Source organism: Achromobacter colocynthidis (assembly GCF_057334535.1).
The window spans coordinates 734,750-753,140 of the sequence record NZ_JBHFIZ010000037.1 but is presented as its reverse complement, the minus strand read 5'-3'; the positions used below and the strand labels follow the sequence as shown (position 1 = coordinate 753,140).

Below are 18,391 nucleotides of genomic sequence, written 5' to 3'. Positions count from 1 at the left end.
TTCTCTTCTCGGAGTATGTCCCTCCGGATATTCAAGGGATAGGCGGCCAGAAGCATCGGGAAACAGAAAATCTCCCAAAACCGCCCAGTGCCTGCGCAAATGGAATGCATCTGGCGATATATCCATTGAAGTTTATGCTTGGGTTATTTACCGCTTTGGGGTAATTGATGCTGGCCGAGGCATTTCGGAACCCGGTGGCGTGATAATAGATTTTTTGTTTAATTTGCGTCGGAGCACTTGGGTGCGTAGCCGCGACGACGCGTCTTTCCAAACTGACTTCGCCATCGGCGTATCGGGCCATTTTCATCAAGGACCAATAGAATCCAGCACTATCGGATGGCGAGAAGTACGCTTCCGTCTGAAGCGGTTCGACTTCCGCCCCAAGCTCTGAGCGCCATTGAAGCATTATCGAGGTTACCCCGCTGACGGCATCGCCTAGGAAAGTAATGGCTTGCGATCGGTGAGAATTGGCCTGCTTAGTGGCATGCGAGAGAGCTTCCCGCGTCTCCTGTGATATTTGTTTTTCTCGCCCACGATAATCCCAATAGCGGATGTAGTTCGTCGCGTGTGTCAATTGCAAGAAGCCACGTCCATCCCAAGGGTAGTACCAGCGGGTGGAGTCGTTCTCGCGCAGAGTTTGAAGCCAGGTTGTTTCTTGAAGGGCATTGGCAAAGAAAGTCGCCATTCGAAGGGGAGTGTTTATTAAGTTTTTTCGCAACGCAAAGTTAAGGTGCGCTTGATGGAGTTTGATGTTGCGCTCCCTGGTGTCCCCTAGCTTGACGGGCTCGTAATATATCCCGGAGCCATGTTCTCTTAGCGTCTCCTTTGGCAAGAGCTGTATAAACTCTGACTCGCTTAGCCACATGCATTTTGCGAACTCCTCAATAAACTGCAACGGATGAAAGTGGTAATGCACTCCATCCAATGCCAGCCCTTTCCCCTGCGCCTCTTCCCAGAACGCCAGCGCCAGGTGGTGCCGCTTCAGCCTGCCATACGCCTCATCGCTAAGACACTCACTCGTCCTCAGCACATTCGCCGGGCGTTGATCAGGATCGTCGACCTTCAGCCAGCTCCATCGCTGATCAAAATCGTCACGCGACCATTCCGTGGGAATCTTCACCACACAGCGGCGCAACGCCTTGGATACCTGCGCGGTGCGGATCTTGGCGGTGGCGCGTGCCAGGCGGTCTTGGTATTGCATCAAGGCGATTACCCCACTAGTCACCTTATGGATGGTGTCGCCGATGACACCCGTTAGTGACGGTATCGGAGGCGCAGTCGGTTTCAACGGTTCGATCAGGTTCAGCAACGTGCCTGAATCGCATCGGCTATTCCCATCCAGATCGTCGTCAATAAACGTCCAACCTTGCCAGTGCGGAAAGTCCGCGTCGCTGTAGACGCGAACGCCTGCCGCATTCAGATCAACAAAAAATATGCTGCCATCAGAGAGGCGGATTCTGCGGATATGCGGTAGCCGGCCGTTATACAGATCGCTTTGCGCTGGTGCGTCTGGACCCAGCACACGGCCAAAGCGCAGCATTTCGAAACCGGCGCTGGGGCAACCTGGATAGTTTTTGACAGCGGTGTTGTAAAGCTCGTAGGAACTTTCGCTTTTCTCGGCGGTGCCTTGCAAGATGCCGGTTACCTTGCCCTGCCGGTTGCGGGCAGTGACCGTGAAAACTCCGCGCTGTTCGCTGATGCTGATAATCAGCTCTGCTGTCGTCCGTGCCGCCACCGGCACATGCCAGTTCGCCCAATGTTCGGAATTGGAACCGGAAGGATGGCGGTCGGCCAGCGCGCCATATACCCCAGGCACGTAGATCGTTCTTTCGGTTGCGCTAGGGGTGGGTAGATCAAACATATTCTGGTGGGCACCGGTTACCCAGTTGAACCACGTCTTCTCGTCCCCCTCCCGCTTCGCGCCGCTAATGGACTTGCGGTTCATCTTCCACAACTGATCCGGGGTGGTGCCGAACAAGGATGCGATGGCATCGGGGCGATCATTGCTTCCCGGTTGCCCGGGTTGAAACAAACGGGTGAGATAGGTGCTGCGAAACTCCCGTGGATTGGTGTCGTAAAGCGGCGTATTGGCCGGCAGCACAAAATGAATATCGCCCCAGACGCAGTCGCGTCGGCCTTCCTTGCTTTTCAGTTCACCCGTGCTACGGCCCAGCAAGCGTTCTACGTTGGCCTTGTCGGCCACGATTTCGAAGTGGATGCGGTGGGGTTCGCCGTAGATGTAGCCGGCCTGGGCGATGGCCTCTTTGCGGTAGACCTTGTCGCCGGTGTTCAAGGCGAGTTTTGTTCCCGCGTTCTTTTCCAAGGTATGCAGGTGCTGATAGATCGAATAGAACGTGACGCTGACCCCTTCACCGATCTCGGTGTCGTGCTTCAGAACCAAGACGCCGTTGCTGGTCCAGCCCTTGTAGTACCTCAAGGGGTCATTGGACGGTGTGGCGGAATCGATTGCCGGTTTAGGTTTGTCGCTGGCCCTGGCATACACCACGACGCCATCCGCGATCGCCCGCACCGGTTCGGGATTCTGTGGAGACCCCGGCGCCACCAGGTGAACGCCGCCATGCCAGCCAAACTGATGGCTGACAGGAAACGCACCCTTGCCGGTTTTCTCACCCAGGCTCCAGTAGGCATTGCTTTCCGCGTCTTCGGCTTGCAACACGGCGCGTAGGAAGGGCGCGCTGATCAACATGACGTCTTACTCCCAGGTTCGAACTGCGATGGACTCCTGCGCGATTTCCTTACTCCGACAACGGAATATCCGCCGGGTCGACGTCGCGCGACACGGCGGGCATTCCCGCTATCTGGAGTGAGCTGCCGCTACCCGAGCTGCTCTGGCTCAAGGGCCCCTTGATCTTGATCTCTACGCCATCCAACGTGATGCCCGAGCCGTCGATGGTGATGGTGCCGCCAGGGCCTTTGAAGATCACTTTCTCGCCGGTCTGCAACTCGTAGACGGTGGTCTTGCGGTGTATCTTCTGGCCCACTTCAAGCAGGTCGTACCCTTCGATCTTCGTTTCGGCATAGCCGCCGATGTCGGTCCAGTGGTTGGCCGCCGTCTTGTCGCGCCGACTGTTGCCGACGTCTTCCGTGCGGTCTTTGGCCGTCTGGATGGTGTGGTTGCGACCCACGCTCAGGAAGTCGTCCTGGCCCGTGCTGTGACGGCGGTCTTGGCCTATATCCACATGCTCGTTGTTGGCCACGGTTTCGCGGCGGTCGCGGCCGATGGCTATCGTCTCGTCGTTTTCGATCTTTTCGCTGCGGTCGTGTCCCACGAAGGTGGTTTCGTCGTGATTGACGTGGATGTTCTGGTCGCGCTGCGCATGCACAAAAATCTCTTCCTGATCGCGCTCATCTTCAAAGCGCAGTTCGTTGTAGCCCTCGCCCTTGTGAGTTTGGCTTTTGATCGTCATGCGCGTTTTGTGGCGGGGCAGTTCGTAAGGCGGTAGTTGCAGCGCCATATGGGTGCGACCCGTGATGACAGCCTGGTCCACGTCGCCATCCAAAAAATTCACGATCACTTCCTGTCCGATGCGCGGAATGGCCATGTGCCCCCACATGGCGCCCGCCCAGTTTTGCGACACCCGGATCCAGCACGAGCTGTGCTCGTCGTGGCGGCCCAGGCGGTCCCAGGGAAACTGCACTTTGACGCGCCCGTAGCTGTCGCAATAAATCTCTTCGCCTTTGGGCCCGGTCACCGTGGCAATCTGAGGCCCGTCGATGCGCGGCTTGGGCAGCGGTTCGGCACGCCATTCCGTATGTTTGGAGACAAGCTCTGCCGTGTAGCCATAGCGCGTGCCTTGCTGTGCATCGGCGCCGTCTTCCTGTTGGCTGCTGTGCTGCACCCCGTGATGACGCATGCGTACCGGGCGCCAGCCTTGGTTCAGGTCGCCGCGCGGATGGCCTTCCAGTTCGAACGACAAGCCCGGGACCAGACGCGGGTCGTCGCCTTCGACCGATGCAACGCGCGCATCGCGCCGTATCCCCCGCAGGCGGTTCTCGGTGAACGGAATGCCCGCTTCGTCGCGTTTGTAGCGGCCCGGGTAGTCATAGCGTTCGTAGTGGTGACGCTGGTGGTCCAGGTTGACGCCATCGCGGCTGTGTTCCTGCGTGTACCGGGGGTGGGTGTAGGTGTAGTCGCGTTGGGTCTGGCGGACCGTGCGAACCTGTTCGGCGTAGGTGAAGCGGCGCAGCGCCGGTTCGGGTTGGTCACCGCCGGGCGCGGGAAGGTAGCGCACCGGGCCACCGTCGATGTTGCCGTGGATGTGCAGGCGGTCGCTATGGACCAGGCGGTGGCCTTTGGCATGATGATGAAAGGCATGGAAGAAGCCTTCTTCGCGGGCCAGGCGTTCCAGGAAGTACAGATCGGTGTCACCGGCCTGCACGCAGTATTCGCGAGGCAGGTGATCGTGGGTGACCGTCTGTTCGTAGTCCAGGACCCCGTGCTCTTTAAGCACCGCTTGCAGGATTTCAGGTACGGACAGGTGCTGGAAAATGCGCCAGTCGGAACACAGGCCGGCGCGGGCCAATAGCGGTTCGACGGTGGCGCGGTAGCGGGTGCGGCGAAAGCCGGTGGTGCCTTGTTCGAAGCGCGAGACCACGCCGTGTACGTAGCGTACCGGGGCTTCTTGATACCAGATGGTCAGCAAGGCCGCCTGATCCAGCACCTGGCCGAAGTCCACCGATGATTCATGGCTGGCCAGAGCTAGGTCCAGCCGAAAGGGCTCGGACAAGCCCTCGTCCAGGGTGAACTCGACCACTTCAAAGTCCATGCCACCTACGATGCCGAAGCTGAATCGAAAGTCGTGTTTGTGACTCACGATGCCCCCCCTTGAGTGCGTCATGCGGCACATCTTGGACAGCGATTCAGGGTATGGCTATAGGACGACTAAGAAATATTGAACACCGAAGGCGGAACGTTATCGAGCATGCTCGGCTGATACCGGTTTTGTCAGCAAGCACCTGGGCAAATCGTGTTTATCCAGCGATATCGCGGTCCATCGACCGCAGCGCCTTCGGAATGCGGTAGCGCTTGCCGTCAAACGAAAGCGTGTGGCGGGTCTTGCCTTGCTTGATGGTTTTTTCCTCGCAGCCGCCTTGCTGCACCGAGGCGCGGCTGGCCGAGTGGGATTCGGTGGCGATCAGGTTGCGGTAGCCACGGCGTTGCGCGTCGCCTATCGCGAGGCTGACGGCGCTTTCCGAGAATTCGCCCGCGCAGGTGGTGTCCCATACGCCGGATGAGCGGTTGACGGCCATGCCGTCCAGCACCATGCGCAGTTCGTTTTCGTGCACGGTGAACAGGCGCAAGCTGGTTTCGTCGAAGGGGTTGGCGCGCGATGCGCCCTCGCGTTCGATCCGGATGCCGAATGCGCGCTGGTCGGCCGCCACGTCATAGCGCGCCGTGTCGAATGCCAGCCCGGCGATCCGCACGGCATCGTCCGACATCAGGCCCACCAGTCTGTGTCGTTGGCGCACTTGTAGCGTTTGCTTGTCCAGCACCAGCACGTCCAGGTCGCCGACGTGGCCGTTCTCGGGGTCGGGCGTGTCCTGCATCAAGGGCACCGCCACCAGCAACAGGTCCGGATTGGCGGGCCACGTTTTGCACGCCACGGCAAACGGCGCGCCTACATCGGCATCGGAGAGCGTGACGATGGCGTGTCCTTCCGCAAGGCGAATGCGGCCTTGGGCGTCGGGCTTGTCGGTGTTGTTGTAGACGGCGCGCACGATGCCGGCCGCTTCGGGGCAGGGGCAGCTGGCGGCTTGCGCGGCGCCACAAGCCAGTAGGGCGGACAGGGTCAGGGCGCCGGTCAACAGCGAATAGGGACGGAGCATGGCGGGCGGGCGGAGGGGAAGAAGTCCGAATTCTAATCAGGCCTTTGCGCGGCTGCGCGCCCCTTCGCTACCGCCCGCTACAGATCGCTACAGGTCCACCCGGACCTTGCCTGCCTGTACCAGTCCGGCCACGTCGCGGATCTCGGCCAGCAGCGATTGTTGCAATTGCGCGGGTGTTCCGCCCGTGGGGGCAAAGCCCTGTTCGGCCAGCTTGGCGCGCACGGACTCGGTTTGCAGGGCGCGGTTGATGCCCTGGTTCAAGGCGGCGATGGTGGCTTCGGGCGTGCCGGCCGCGCAATACGTGCCGAACTGGATCTGCGCGTCAAAGCCGGCGTAACCGCTTTCGGCGACCGTGGGAATGTCGGGATACTTCGGCAGCCGTTCGCGGCTGGTTACGGCCAGCACGCGCAGCCGCCCGCTCTTCAAATACGGTTCGACGGCCGCCACGGTGGCCACCACCACCTGAATCTGGCCGCCCAGCAGGTCCGTCATCATCGGGCCCGTGCCCCGATACGGCACGTGCAGCATGTCGATGCCGCACGCGGCTTGCAGCAGTTCGGTCGCCAGATGCTGCGGCGTGGCGTTGCCGGGTGACCCGAAGGTCAAGCCCTTGGGTTCACGCTTGGCCTGCGCGACCAGGTCGGCCAGGGTCTTGGCGGGCACGTCGGCGTTGACGGCCACCATGTACGGGGAACGCGCGATGGGGCAGACGGGCGCCAGTTGCTTGAGTACCTCTTCCGGCGGCCGCGCGTAATAACGCACCGACGGCACCAGCCCGGCAAACAGCAGCACGCTGCCATCCTTGGCGCCGTTGGCGGTGTAGTCGGCGCCCAGCATGCCGCTGGCGCCCGGCTTGTTTTCCACCACGACGGGGCGGTCCAGCGCCCCTTCCAGCGTGGCGGCGACAACGCGGCCCAGCACGTCGGTGCCGCCGCCCGGCGGAAACGGCACGATGACGCGTAACGGCGCCTCGCGCGCGGCGGCATTACGGCCCAGCGACAGGCCCAGCGACGCGGCCAGCGGCGTTGTTGCGCCCAGGGCCAGTTGCTTTAAAACGGTTCTGCGATTCATGCGGTTGTCTCCTTCTGCGCCCGTTATCGGGGCGTGGGCCGATCACCTCTGTCTGGCGGGCGATTCAGCGGGGGGCTGCGGGTCGGAAATAGGCTGTAGGCTCTGGGCCATTCGGCCCCCCGGGCATGCCGCCCGCCAGCGCCTCCGACGGCGCGCTCGGCAGTAAAAACGCATGCAGGGCCGAGGCAAGAGCCTCGGGGGCTTCCACCGGCAGCATATGCCGCTGGCCGTCCACCACGCGCACCCGGGCGTCAGGTAGCGCCCGCGCCAGCGCGCGCGTCATGCGGGGTGTAGACCCGACGTCTTGGTCTCCCGTCATCACCAGCGTCGGACACGAAATGTCGGGCGCGGCTTGCGCCAGCAGCGTGTCGCCGTGGGCAAACAAGCGATAGGCCGCCAGGAAGTCGGCGCGGTTGTTGTGAAGCAGGCGGTGGCCGATGGCGGCAATACGCTCGGGGCGCGCGGCCTCGAACGCGGGCGTGAACCAGCGTTGCAGCGACACCGCCGCCGCCGCGCCCACGTCCTGCGTGGCCGCGGCCTCCAGACGGGTCATCACGGCACGCACTTCGTCTGGCGTGCGGTGGAACACCGTGCTCAACAGCACCAGCCGGGTCACGCGCTGGGGCCGCGCGGCGGCATAGGCTCCCGCGATCAGGCCGCCCATCGAATAGCCCAGCACGTTGGCTTCGCTCCAGCCGGCCGCGTCCAGCTCGGCGTCCAGTTGCGCAATAAACCGCGGCATCTCCGCGGCCCCTTGAAGGCCCGGCGCCGCGCCATGGCCCAGCAGGTCGTAGCGCAGCACGTCAAAGCGGGCCTCCAGCAGCGGCGCCACATCATCCCAAAGCGTGTGGTCCAAGCCCACGCCGTGCAGCAGCACCAGCGGTGCGCCACGGCCGGATCGACGGCGTGGCGTGCTCATTTCGACTGCGCCTCTTGCGCCAATTCCTGCAAGTCGGAATAGCGGTTGCCGATGCGGTGATGCGGCCTGCCCGACGTTGCCGCGCCCAGCGCAATCACGATTTCGTCCGGCGCGGGGGCGTCATTGATGTTGGTCTGCACGGTCAGGTAGTGTGAACGCAGGCCTTCGTCCTCTTTGTGCATCAAGGGCACGGAAATAACGCAGCCCGGGCCGCCGCGCGTGTTGGTGAAAGCCAGGTAGCTGGTGCCGCCCACGGCATTGCGGTAGGCATTGCCAAAGCGCAGTGTGTGGATCAACGCGGATGCATGCTCGACTTCCCCTGACGTGCCCACCACGGCAGCCTTGCCGTAGGCTTCGATCTGGTCGGCCGACCCGGCCTGCCGCAATATCTCGGCCACCAGCAGTTCGCCCAACGGCGGGGCGTTTTCCAGGATCTGCGGACGCAGGTCTTCCTGGAACGGCAAGCCCGCCCACGGATTACGGATCACGGCGGCGGCCACGATCATGACCAAGGGGCGCTCAGCCGGCTTGCCGCCTTCGATGCAGGTCTTTTCAACGTAACTGATGATCTTGCGCACTTGCAGGGCCATTTGATTGCTCCAACGCATAAGGGCTGATGATGAGCCCATTGTTCATGCCGAGAGCAAATTTTGACAATCCAAATTAACTCAAGTTAATTTCGGAAAACCTGAAGCCAACCGGTGCCCCATCATGCCCACGCCCCTGAAGATCCAGCACCTGCGCCAGTTCCTGTTGGCGGCCGACCACGGCAGCTTCCGGCTGGCGGCAGAAGGCACGCATCGGTCGCAAGCCGCCGTGTCGGCCGCCATGCAAGACCTGGAACAGCAACTGGGCGCGCCGCTGTTTGAAGCCGGCAAGCGGGCGCAACTGACGCCGTTGGGTCTGGCGGTGGCGCCGCTGCTGCGCGAATTGCTGGCCACGCATGACCGCGTGCTTGATGCGGCACGGCAGCTGGGCATGGGCAACAAGGGGCCCGTGTCGCTGGCGGTGATGCCGTCATTGGCCGATGAGTGGCTGCCCCGCCTGCTGGAACGCTACGCGCGCAGCCATCCCGATATCCGCATCCGCGCGCTGGATGAGTCGTCGCAGGACGTGCATCGGCTGGTGCTGGGCGGCGAGGTGCAGGTGGGCGTAGCCGGGCAGGTGCCGCGCACAGCCGAGGTCGCCTTCACGCCCGTCGCGCGCGATGCCTTTGGGCTGGTGTGCCGTAAATCGCACCCGCTGGCGCGGCGGCGCGGGGCGGTGCCGTGGTCAGCGCTTGAACACGAAAGGCTGATCGGCAACGCCACGTTCGACACGCTCAAGAACCGGCAACTGGGCGGCTATATCGACGATCCGGCCATGGTGGTGTCTAACCGCGCGTCGTTGCTGGCCAGCGTGGTCAGCGGCCTGGGGGTGACGGTGCTGCCGGTGTTGGCGCGGCCCGCCGTCAGCAGCGGGCTGGCGTTCGTGCCGCTGTGCGAGCCCACGGTAGAGCGCATCGTAGGCGTGCTGACCCGCAAGGAAGAAACGTTGTTGCCGTCGGTGGCGGCCATGCACACGCTGGCGCTGCGTTCGCTGGCCCAGTTCACCCGGCGCAAAGGGGCGGCGCTGGTGTAGCAAACCCGCCAGCTGGGCCTTCACACCCCGCAGGCCACCATCATGAATTGCCGGAACGCGGCGGCGGGCTTGGCCATGGCCGCGCGCGGGTGCCACAACAGGCCGGCTTCCATGGGCGGCACGGCGTCAGTGATCGGCACGGCTTCGATCTTGCGGCCTTCCAGCGACCACGGTCGGTACACCATGTCTGACAGCACGGTCACGCCGAAGCCGTGCGCGACCAGACCGCGTAGTGCTTCCATCGACCGCGTGCGCAGCGCGATGTCGGGCGTCAAGCCGTGCGTGCGCCAATAGCCCAGCGTGGATCGTTCGCCTTCATCCACTTCCAGCAGGATGTAGGGATAGCGGGCGATGTCGGCTAACGACGGTGCGGACGCTTTCAGCAAGGGGTGGCCCGACGCCGTCCACAACTGCCGCCGCGAACGCACCAGCACCTGATGCGCGAAGCGATCGCGCTTGTCGACGTTGGACAGCAACGCAATGCCCAGCTCGACATCGCCACTGGCCACGGCCGCTTCGATGTCCGGGCGGTCCATGTCCACCAGGTCCAGCGTCACGTCGGGGTAGCGGCGGCGGAAGCGGGCAAGCAGGTCGGGCAGAAAGTAGCCCAGCACCGTGTACGAGGCCGCGATGCGCACTGATCCGCGCAGGGCGTAGCGCTGAAAGCCGGGTTCGCGGATGGCGTCATCCAGGGAATCCAGGATGTCTTGCGTGCGCCGATGAAAGTTGTGGCCTTCCGGCGTCAACGTCACCCCGTGCGGGTGGCGGTCGAACAGGCGCACGCCCAACTGCGCCTCCAGCGCCAGCACGGCGTTGGTGACGGCCGATTGCGAGACGTGCTCGTCGGTGGCGGCCATGGAAAACCGGCCCGTGCGGGCGGCCGCCGCGAAGTACCGAAGCTGCCGCAAGGTGACGTCATTAGCCATCTGTTTTTCGAATACCTGCTACCTGAAACTATGAATATACGATAGCCAGCGCGCTTCCTACACTGCGGAAAACACTCAAAAAAACCCCCAGCAATCCGCAGGAGACAAGCGCGTGAATGCCCCTTTACCCCCGGGCGCGGCCAACACCCATGGCCTGTCGCTACAAGACAAGTACACGCAGGACACCGGCCGCGTTTATCTCAGCGGCACCCAGGCGCTGGTGCGCCTGCCCTTGATGCAGAAGCTGCGCGACCAGCAGGCGGGCTTGAACACCGGTGGTTATATCTCGGGCTACCGGGGGTCGCCGCTGGGCGGGCTGGACCAGGCCTTGTGGAAGGCCAAGCAGCACCTGGCCGCGCATGACGTGGTGTTTCAACCTGGCGTGAACGAAGACCTTGCCGCCACCGCCGTCTGGGGCACGCAGCAGGTCAACCTGTTTCCGGGCGCCACGCGCGACGGCGTGTTCGGCATGTGGTACGGCAAGGGCCCCGGGGTGGACCGGTCGGTGGATGTGCTCAAGCATGCCAACTCGGCCGGTTCGGCCGCGCACGGCGGCGTGCTGATGCTGGCGGGCGATGACCACGCCGCCAAGTCCTCGTCGGTGGCGCATCAATCCGAACACGTTCTGATCGCCAGCGGCATCCCGGTGCTGTATCCGTCCAATGTGCAGGAATACCTGGATTACGGCCTGCACGGCTGGGCAATGAGCCGCTACACCGGCCTGTGGGTAGCCATGAAATGCGTGACCGACGTGGTGGAATCCAGTGCGTCGGTGGACGTCAACCCCGACCGCGTGCGCATCGTGCTGCCCGAAGACGCCTTGCCCGAAGGCGGGCTGAATATCCGCTGGCCGGATTCGCCGCTGGCGCAAGAGGCGCGACTACTGGATCACAAGTGGTATGCCGCGCTGGCCTATGTACGCGCCAACAAGCTGAACCGCGTGGTGATCGATTCGCCGCGCGCGCACTTCGGCATCATGACGGCGGGCAAGGCTTATCTGGATGTGCGCCAGGCGCTCAACGACCTGGGGCTGGATGACGCCGCCTGTCAGGAGGCCGGCATCCGCGTACTGAAGGTGGGCTGCATCTGGCCGCTGGATGCGCAGGATGCGCGCGAGTTCGCGACCGGTCTGAAAGAGATTCTGGTGGTCGAGGAAAAGCGCCAGATTCTGGAATATGCGCTGAAGGAAGAGTTGTACAACTGGCGCGACGACGTGCGCCCGCGCGTGTTCGGCAAGTTCGACGAACGCGAGCACGGCGGCGGCGAATGGTCCTCGCCGCGCGGCAACTGGCTGTTGCCCGCGCGCTATGAACTGTCGCCCGCGTTGATCGCGCGCGCCATCGCCGCGCGCCTGGACAAGGCGGACTTGTCCGATGCGCTGCGTGCCCGCATCGCGGCGCGCCTGGCCGTGATCGACGCCAAAGAACGCGAGGCCGCTCGCCCCCCGCTGGTGGAAGAACGCAAGCCGTGGTTCTGTTCGGGCTGCCCGCACAACACGTCCACGCGCGTGCCGGAAGGCTCGCGCGCGGTGGCGGGCATCGGTTGCCATTACATGGCGATGTGGATGGACCGCAACACCGACACCTTCAGCCAGATGGGCGGCGAGGGCGTGGCGTGGCTGGGGCAGAAGGACTTCACCAGCGAACGCCACATCTTCGCCAACCTGGGCGACGGCACGTATTTTCATTCGGGCCTGCTGGCCATCCGCGCGGCGGTCGCGGCGCGCGCTAGCATCACGTACAAGATTCTGTTCAACGACGCCGTGGCCATGACGGGCGGGCAGCCGGTGGACGGCGTGCTGACCGTGCCGCAGATTGCCGCGCAGATGCAGGCCGAAGGCGTGGTGAAGACGGTGGTGGTGACTGACGAGCCAGACAAATACACCGGGGCGGCCGCACTGCCGGCGTCTATCGACGTGCACCACCGCAAGTCGCTCGACGAGGTGCAGCGCGCGCTGCGGGATATCGAAGGCACCACGGTGCTGATATATGACCAGACTTGCGCCACCGAGAAGCGCCGTCGCAGAAAGCGCGGCGATTATCCCGACCCGCTGCGCCGCGCCTTCATCAACGATGCCGTGTGCGAAGGCTGCGGCGACTGCTCGGTCAAGTCCAACTGTCTGTCGGTGGAACCCCTGGACACGCCGATGGGCACCAAGCGGCGCATCAACCAGTCGTCCTGCAACAAGGACTTTTCTTGCGTGGAAGGGTTCTGCCCCAGCTTCGTGACGGCTGAAGGCGCGGTGCTGCGCAAGCCCACGGCGGCGGGCAGTGCGTCGGCCATGCCCGATACGCCGCTGCCGGACCCCGCGCACATTGCCCCGGGCGCCGCGTACCGCGTGGTGATCGCGGGCGTGGGCGGCACCGGCGTGGTGACGGTGGGTGCGTTGCTGGGGGCGGCGGCCCACATCGAGGGCAAGGGTGTCACCGTGCTGGACATGGCCGGCCTGGCGCAAAAGGGCGGCGCCGTGCTCAGCCATGTGCAATTGGCCAACCGCCCTGAAGACCTGCATGCCACTCGCGTGGCCTTGGGCGAAGCGGATCTGGTCATCGGCTGCGATGCCTTGGTGTCCGCCTCCCCTGAAGTGCTGTCGCGCCTGCGCCCGGACCACGGCCGCGCGGTGGTCAACAGCGCCGCCGCGCCCACGGCGGCGTTCCTGTCGCAGCCATCATGGCGCTTTCCGGGGGCGCAAGCCGAAGCCGCCGTCGCGAAAAGCACCGGCGGCAATTGCGAATTCCTGGATGCCGGGCCACTGGCCGAAGCCTTGTTGGGCGACACCATCTACGCCAACCCCTTGTTGCTGGGCTACGCATGGCAACGCGGCGGGCTGCCGCTGGGCCGCGAAAGCCTGCGTCGTGCCATTGAGATCAACGGCGTATCGGTGGAAAAGAACCTGGCCGCGTTTGAACTGGGCCGCCAGGCAGCGCATCGCGGTATCGATGCGCTGCGCCCGGCCAAGCCCGCCCAAGTGGTGGCGCTGCCCGAATCGCTGGACGGCCTGATCCAGCGCCTGGCCGCGCATGTGCGCGCGTATCAGGACGAGGCCTATGCCGCCCGTTATGTGGCGGCCGTGAAGGCGGTGCGCGCGCGTGAGGCCGCCTTGTCCGACGGCCAGCGCGGCGAGGTGACCCGCGCGGTGGCGCAATACCTGGCCAAGCTGATGACCTACAAGGACGAGTACGAGGTGGCGCGCCTATACACGGACCCGGCGTTCAAGGCCAAGCTGCAAGCGCAGTTTGAAGGCGAACCGGGGCGCGACTATCGCGTGCGTTACTACCTGGCGCCGCCCGCCTTCGCGCGACGCGATGCGCAGGGCCGCTTGCAGAAGCGTGCCTTCGGGGCGTGGATGGGCCTGGCCTTCAAGCTGCTGGCGCCGATGAAGCGCGTGCGTGGTTCGTGGCTGGACGTGTTCGGCAAGACCGAGGAACGCCGCATGGAACGGCAACTGGCGGCGGACTACCTGGCGTTGGCGGACGAGTTCTCGCGCACCTTGACGTCCGCGAATCGCGACGCGGCGCTGGACCTGGCGACGCTGCCGGATTCGATCCGGGGCTATGGGCACGTCAAGGAGCAAAGCGTGGCGGCGGCGCGCGAGCGTCAGGCGGGCTTGCTGGAACGTTACCGCCATCCGCGGGCGGGGTCGCTGGCGGCTTAAGGGGCGAACGCGGGGGATCGCCTGGTGTACGATCCCCCGTCAATGCGGATCGTGCCGCGTTCGTCTGTCCCCCGGCCATGGAAAACCTGCTACGCAAACTTGACCTGACCTCGCTTCGCCTGTTCGTGGCCGTGTGCCAGGAAAACAGCATTGCGCGGGCGGCCGAACGCGAATTCATCGCGCCGTCGGCGGTCAGCCGCCGCATCGCCGAGCTGGAATCGTTGATCGGCCTGCCGCTGATCGAGCGCCACACGCGCGGCGTCTCGATCACGCCCGCGGGCCAGACGGTGTTGCGCCACGCGCAGCAGATCATTGGCGACGTGGAATCCATGGGCGCCGAGCTGTCGCGCTTTTATGCGGGTGTGAAGGGCAGCGTGCGCGTGGTGGCCAACCTGTCGGCCATTGTGCAGTTCCTGCCGGAAGACGTGGCGGCGTTTCAGCGCCTGTTTCCGGAAGTGGACATCGACCTGGAAGAGCAGCACAGCCCCGATGTGCTGCGCCTGGTGCGCGAACGCGCTTTTGATTTCGGCATCTGCAACCGCATTGCGGGGGCGCAAGGGCTGGAGCAACTGCCGTACCGGCGCGACCGGTTGGCGGTGATGCTGCCGTCCCACCATCCTCGTGCCGCCGCGCGGCAACTGAGCTTGCAGGACATTGCCGGCGAAACCTTTGTTGGCCTGGGCGAACACAGCGCGTTGACGCAGTTGCTGGCGGCGCAGGCCCGCGCGATCGGCGCGACGCTGGCCGTGAAGATCCGCGTGGCCAGCCTGGACGCGCTATGCCGCATGACGCACGCGGGCCTGGGCATTGCCGTGATGCCGCAGCAAGTGGCGGAACTCTATCTTCAGTCGCTGGACGTGGTGGTGCGGCCGCTGTCCGATGAATGGGCGCGGCGCCAGTTGTGCATCGTCTTTCCTGGCGAACAGCAGTTGTCGGCAACGGCCGCGACCCTGGTGAAGTTCCTGGCGCAGCAAGGTTGAGCCGGCATCTCGGTTTGCGATGGCTGGCCTGCCCAGACGACACTTCGGCAATCGCTCACCGCTCCTTATAGTCAAACCGCGCCCTTGACGTGACCTTGGGCGCGGACCCAAGCCGGGGCAATCAGACCCCGCTGCGACGATACGGAGACATCATGACCCCCACCACCAGATTCCTGGCCGGCTGTACGTTGGCGCTTGCCGCCATGCTGCCCGCGGCCTTCGCCCAAGCGGCCGGCTACCCCGACCGTCCCATCCGCCTGATCGTGCCGACCTCGCCCGGCTCCACCGCCGACGTGGTTGCCCGCGTGGTGGCCGAGCATCTGGGCAAGACCCTGGCGCAGCCGCTGATCGTGGAAAATCTGGCGGGCGCGGCGGGCATACCCGGCACGCGGCAGTTGGTATCCGCCAAGCCGGACGGCTACACGCTGGCCATCGTGTCGTCCAACCACGCCATCAACCCCAGCCTGTACAAGAGCATGCCGTACGACTCGGTCAAGGACATCACGCCGATATCGGTCATCGGCACCACGCCGCTGGTCATGGTCGTGGCCGAGAATTCGCCGTACCGCAGCGTCGGCGACCTGCTGGCCGCCGCGCGCGCGCAGCCCGGCAAGATCAACTACGGGTCTTCCGGCAACGGCAGCGTGCTGCATCTGGCGGGCGAGCTGTTCAAGTCCAAGGCGGGCGTGAACATGATGCATATCCCGTACCGGGGCGGCAATGCGCTGATCACGGATGTGATGTCGGGCCAGATCCAGGTGGCGTTCCTGGCCGTGCCGTCCGTGCTGGCGCAGGTGCAGGCCGGCAAGCTGCACGCGCTGGCCGTCAGCACGCCCGAGCGCGTGGCGGCCTTGCCTGATGTGTCGACCCTGGATGAATCTGGCGTCAAGGGGTACGCCTACGATGCGTGGATTTCGCTGATCGGCCCGGCCAAGTTGCCCGCAGACATCGTGCGCGCCCTGCAAGCCGCCACGCAGCGCACCATGGCCGATCCCGCCGTGCTGAAGACGCTGACGCCGCAGGGTTTCGTGTCGCAGGGCAGCAGCACCGAGCAGGCGGTGCAGACGCTGAACGCTGAAATCACCAAGAGCCAGGCGCTGGTCAAGGCCGCCGCGGTGACTGCTGAATGACGATCGCAATAGCCGCCGCGCCCCGCCTGCTGTTCTTGTCGCAAGACCCGGCGTGTATCGCCGCGCAGTTGCAAGGCACGGCTATTTCGGCGTCGTCCGCCGCGCCGTTGCGCGACGATATCTCCACCGACGAGATCACGCCGGTGCCCATCCTGACGCACTTTGACGACAAGCTGGGGCGCTATCCGTACACCGGCCTTCGGGTGGCGAACGTTCAACCGATCGGCGTCGACGCCATCCAGCGCGCGGGCATCAATGTGGTCGTGGCGGGCAAGCGTTATGGCAAGGGTTCGTCGCGCGAACACAGCCCCATGGCCGAGAAATCGGCCGGCGTGCGGCTGGTGATTGCAGAGAGCTTTGAACGTATCTACCGCCAGAACGCCGACAACATCGGGCTGTATACCAGCACCGACCTGGGCCTTGTCGCCCGGCTTGAGCGCGGCGAGGCCATCACGGTGGACGAGATCGTGGCGGGCCGCGACGATCTGGCCGCCGCCATCGTGCGGGCGGGCGGCTTGCTGGCGTTTGGGCAGGCGCATCTGCAAGACGTGTCCGGCACGGGTGACGAACCGGCGCCTCTGCAAGACGTCGCGGCAGGGGACAAGCCGACGCAACGCCATGCGGGCACAGACGCCACGCCACGCACGCTGTTCGAGAAAATCATCCAACGCCACGTGCTGGCCACGCCGGTCACGTCCAGCGACGCGCGCCAAGGCGCGGGCGTGTTCATCCGCGCCGACTGGCGCTTCATTCACGAGTACTACACCGGCATGGCCGCGCACATGCTGCACGCGCGCTTCGGACGCCCGCTGCGGCTGGTGGACCCAGCGCGCATCGTGGTGTTTGAAGACCACACGTCGTATGTCGACGAAAGCCCCAATCACGTCAAGGCGGGCATCGTGCCTAACGTGCGCGTCATGTGCCAGGCGCAGCGGGACTTTGTCGACGCCTACGGGCTGCGGCATCACCGCACCCTGACTGAACTGGAGGCCGCGCGCGACGGAGGCGGCAACGTCGCCGGTATTTCGCACGCGATGATGGCCGAACACTACGCGCTGCCCGGCCAGGTGGTGGTGGGCACCGATTCGCACACGCCGCACAGTGGCGCGCTGGGTTGCGTGGCGTTTGGCGTCGGCACCACCGACATGGCCAACGCCTTCGTCACGGGCGCCGTGCGCCTGACGCTGCCCGCCTCGCTGCGGGTGGAACTGGCGGGCGCCTTGCCGCCGGGCGTGACGGCCAAGGACGTGGTGCTGCATCTGCTGGCCTTGCCCGAGATCCGCGCGGGCGCCGGCGTGGGCAAGGTGTTTGAATTTACCGGTGATGCCGTCACGGCCCTGTCCATCGATGAACGCGCCACCTTGACGAACATGACCGCCGAACTGGGCGGCCTGACCGGCATCGTTGCGCCGGACGCCGAGACGGTGCGCTTTCTGCGCGAACGCCGTGGCGTGGACGTGGCGATCGAACCCTGGATGCACAGCGACCCCGATGCCGTCTACGCCGCCACCTTGCGCGTGGACGCTACGCAGCTTTCGCCGATGGTGGCCGCGCCGGGTGACCCGGGTAATGGTGTGGCGCTATCCACCCTGGCCACGCGCCCGCGTATCGACATTGCCTACGGCGGCTCGTGCACGGCCGGCAAGCGCGAAGACTTCGACGCCTATCACCAGGTGCTGGATTGGGCGGTGCAACGTGGGCTGCGCCTGCCCGACGGGGTGACGCTGTACCTGCAATACGGCACGACAGCCGTGCGCGATTACTGCGTGGCGCAAGGGTATGACCGCACCTTCGCGGCCGTGGGCGCGCGCATCCTGCAACCGTCGTGTGGAGCCTGTGCCAACTGCGGGCCGGGATCCTCCACCGACGCCGGCCAGGTGACGATCAGCGCCATCAACCGCAACTTTCCCGGCCGTTCGGGGCCGGGCAGCGTGTGGCTGGGCAGTCCGCCCACCGTGATGGCCAGCGCGCTGGCGGGTTCGCTGATGTCGTTCGCTGAATTGCAGGCCCGCCACCCGGGCTGATCGCGCATCGCTTCCGCTGCATCCGGCTGGCGCCAAGCGTCTTTGACTTGCGCCGGCCGGATGCCTTGTCGCATCCGCCTTAGGGTTGCTACCAGTGCGGCGCCCGTGAAGCCCAGCTTAATAAATCCTAAATTGGCAGCCGCGCGGCGCTGCGTCAGAGTGCGCAACAGAGAAAACGGCCGTCAGATGCCGTCCTGGCCGGCGAACCGATCCGCCGCG

Annotated in this window: 12 protein-coding genes; 5 read left to right on the top strand and 7 right to left on the bottom strand. The window is 64.8% G+C overall.

Going from position 1 to position 18,391, the window contains the following annotated elements; all coding sequences use genetic code 11:
• Positions 1 to 31: 31 nt before the first annotated feature.
• From ACE04A_RS23105 to ACE04A_RS23080, 6 genes are all read right to left on the bottom strand, one after another.
• A complete protein-coding gene (locus ACE04A_RS23105; RefSeq protein WP_448716591.1) occupies positions 32 to 2,707 on the bottom strand; it encodes a hypothetical protein in 2,676 nt (891 codons plus the stop codon).
• Positions 2,708 to 2,756: 49 nt separating this feature from the next.
• Positions 2,757 to 4,835 (bottom strand): type VI secretion system Vgr family protein, encoded by a 2,079-nt coding sequence (locus ACE04A_RS23100; protein WP_448716590.1) that lies wholly within the window; start codon positions 4,833 to 4,835, stop codon positions 2,757 to 2,759.
• A gap of 157 nt (positions 4,836 to 4,992) precedes the next feature.
• Entirely contained in the window at positions 4,993 to 5,847 is an 855-nt protein-coding gene (locus ACE04A_RS23095; RefSeq protein ID WP_448716588.1) for a PA3715 family protein, read from the bottom strand.
• A gap of 87 nt (positions 5,848 to 5,934) precedes the next feature.
• Positions 5,935 to 6,918 carry a Bug family tripartite tricarboxylate transporter substrate binding protein gene (locus ACE04A_RS23090; protein WP_259250492.1) on the bottom strand — a complete coding sequence of 328 codons (984 nt, stop codon included), beginning with the start codon at positions 6,916 to 6,918 and terminating at the stop codon, positions 5,935 to 5,937.
• A gap of 64 nt (positions 6,919 to 6,982) precedes the next feature.
• Complete coding sequence (locus ACE04A_RS23085; RefSeq protein ID WP_448716586.1) at positions 6,983 to 7,837, bottom strand: alpha/beta fold hydrolase; 855 nt, start codon at positions 7,835 to 7,837, stop codon at positions 6,983 to 6,985.
• Positions 7,834 to 8,427 (bottom strand): amino acid synthesis family protein, encoded by a 594-nt coding sequence (locus ACE04A_RS23080; protein ID WP_100854342.1) that lies wholly within the window; start codon positions 8,425 to 8,427, stop codon positions 7,834 to 7,836. The genes ACE04A_RS23085 and ACE04A_RS23080 overlap by 4 nt, the downstream gene beginning before the upstream one ends.
• 121 nt (positions 8,428 to 8,548) lie before the next feature.
• Here ACE04A_RS23080 and ACE04A_RS23075 point away from each other — a divergent pair, with 121 nt between their 5' ends.
• Positions 8,549 to 9,457: a LysR family transcriptional regulator gene (locus tag ACE04A_RS23075; protein ID WP_448716585.1), complete on the top strand. Its 909-nt coding sequence runs from the start codon at positions 8,549 to 8,551 to the stop codon at positions 9,455 to 9,457.
• 20 nt (positions 9,458 to 9,477) lie between these two features.
• Here the strand turns inward: ACE04A_RS23075 and ACE04A_RS23070 are convergent, their stop codons facing one another.
• On the bottom strand, positions 9,478 to 10,383 hold the full coding sequence (locus tag ACE04A_RS23070) for a LysR substrate-binding domain-containing protein (RefSeq protein ID WP_391437791.1): 906 nt from the start codon (positions 10,381 to 10,383) through the stop codon (positions 9,478 to 9,480).
• A gap of 112 nt (positions 10,384 to 10,495) precedes the next feature.
• On the opposite strand from ACE04A_RS23070, the gene ACE04A_RS23065 reads away from it, so the two are divergent.
• From ACE04A_RS23065 to ACE04A_RS23050, 4 genes are all read left to right on the top strand, one after another.
• Positions 10,496 to 14,038, top strand: coding sequence for an indolepyruvate ferredoxin oxidoreductase family protein (locus ACE04A_RS23065; protein ID WP_485820553.1), 3,543 nt, complete (start codon positions 10,496 to 10,498; stop codon positions 14,036 to 14,038).
• Positions 14,039 to 14,115: 77 nt separating this feature from the next.
• The gene (locus ACE04A_RS23060) at positions 14,116 to 15,018 is read left to right on the top strand and encodes a LysR substrate-binding domain-containing protein (RefSeq protein ID WP_448716583.1); all 903 of its coding nucleotides are present in this window, start codon (positions 14,116 to 14,118) and stop codon (positions 15,016 to 15,018) included.
• Positions 15,019 to 15,170: 152 nt separating this feature from the next.
• Positions 15,171 to 16,148 (top strand): tripartite tricarboxylate transporter substrate binding protein, encoded by a 978-nt coding sequence (locus tag ACE04A_RS23055; protein ID WP_448716582.1) that lies wholly within the window; start codon positions 15,171 to 15,173, stop codon positions 16,146 to 16,148.
• The gene (locus ACE04A_RS23050) at positions 16,145 to 18,172 is read left to right on the top strand and encodes an aconitase family protein (RefSeq protein ID WP_448716581.1); all 2,028 of its coding nucleotides are present in this window, start codon (positions 16,145 to 16,147) and stop codon (positions 18,170 to 18,172) included. The genes ACE04A_RS23055 and ACE04A_RS23050 overlap by 4 nt, the downstream gene beginning before the upstream one ends.
• The last annotated feature ends 219 nt before the right edge of the window (positions 18,173 to 18,391 follow it).

Bases quoted from the DNA above. Each gene is read 5' to 3' on its own strand.
- ACE04A_RS23105 (WP_448716591.1), bottom strand. From the start codon at position 2,707: ATGTTGATCAGCGCGCCCTTCCTACGCGCCGTGTTGCAAGCCGAAGAC.
- ACE04A_RS23095 (WP_448716588.1), bottom strand. From the start codon at position 5,847: ATGCTCCGTCCCTATTCGCTGTTGACCGGCGCCCTGACCCTGTCCGCC.
- ACE04A_RS23090 (WP_259250492.1), bottom strand. From the start codon at position 6,918: ATGAATCGCAGAACCGTTTTAAAGCAACTGGCCCTGGGCGCAACAACG.
- ACE04A_RS23085 (WP_448716586.1), bottom strand. From the start codon at position 7,837: ATGAGCACGCCACGCCGTCGATCCGGCCGTGGCGCACCGCTGGTGCTG.
- ACE04A_RS23080 (WP_100854342.1), bottom strand. From the start codon at position 8,427: ATGGCCCTGCAAGTGCGCAAGATCATCAGTTACGTTGAAAAGACCTGC.
- ACE04A_RS23075 (WP_448716585.1), top strand. From the start codon at position 8,549: ATGCCCACGCCCCTGAAGATCCAGCACCTGCGCCAGTTCCTGTTGGCG.
- ACE04A_RS23070 (WP_391437791.1), bottom strand. From the start codon at position 10,383: ATGGCTAATGACGTCACCTTGCGGCAGCTTCGGTACTTCGCGGCGGCC.
- ACE04A_RS23060 (WP_448716583.1), top strand. From the start codon at position 14,116: ATGGAAAACCTGCTACGCAAACTTGACCTGACCTCGCTTCGCCTGTTC.
- ACE04A_RS23055 (WP_448716582.1), top strand. From the start codon at position 15,171: ATGACCCCCACCACCAGATTCCTGGCCGGCTGTACGTTGGCGCTTGCC.
- ACE04A_RS23050 (WP_448716581.1), top strand. From the start codon at position 16,145: ATGACGATCGCAATAGCCGCCGCGCCCCGCCTGCTGTTCTTGTCGCAA.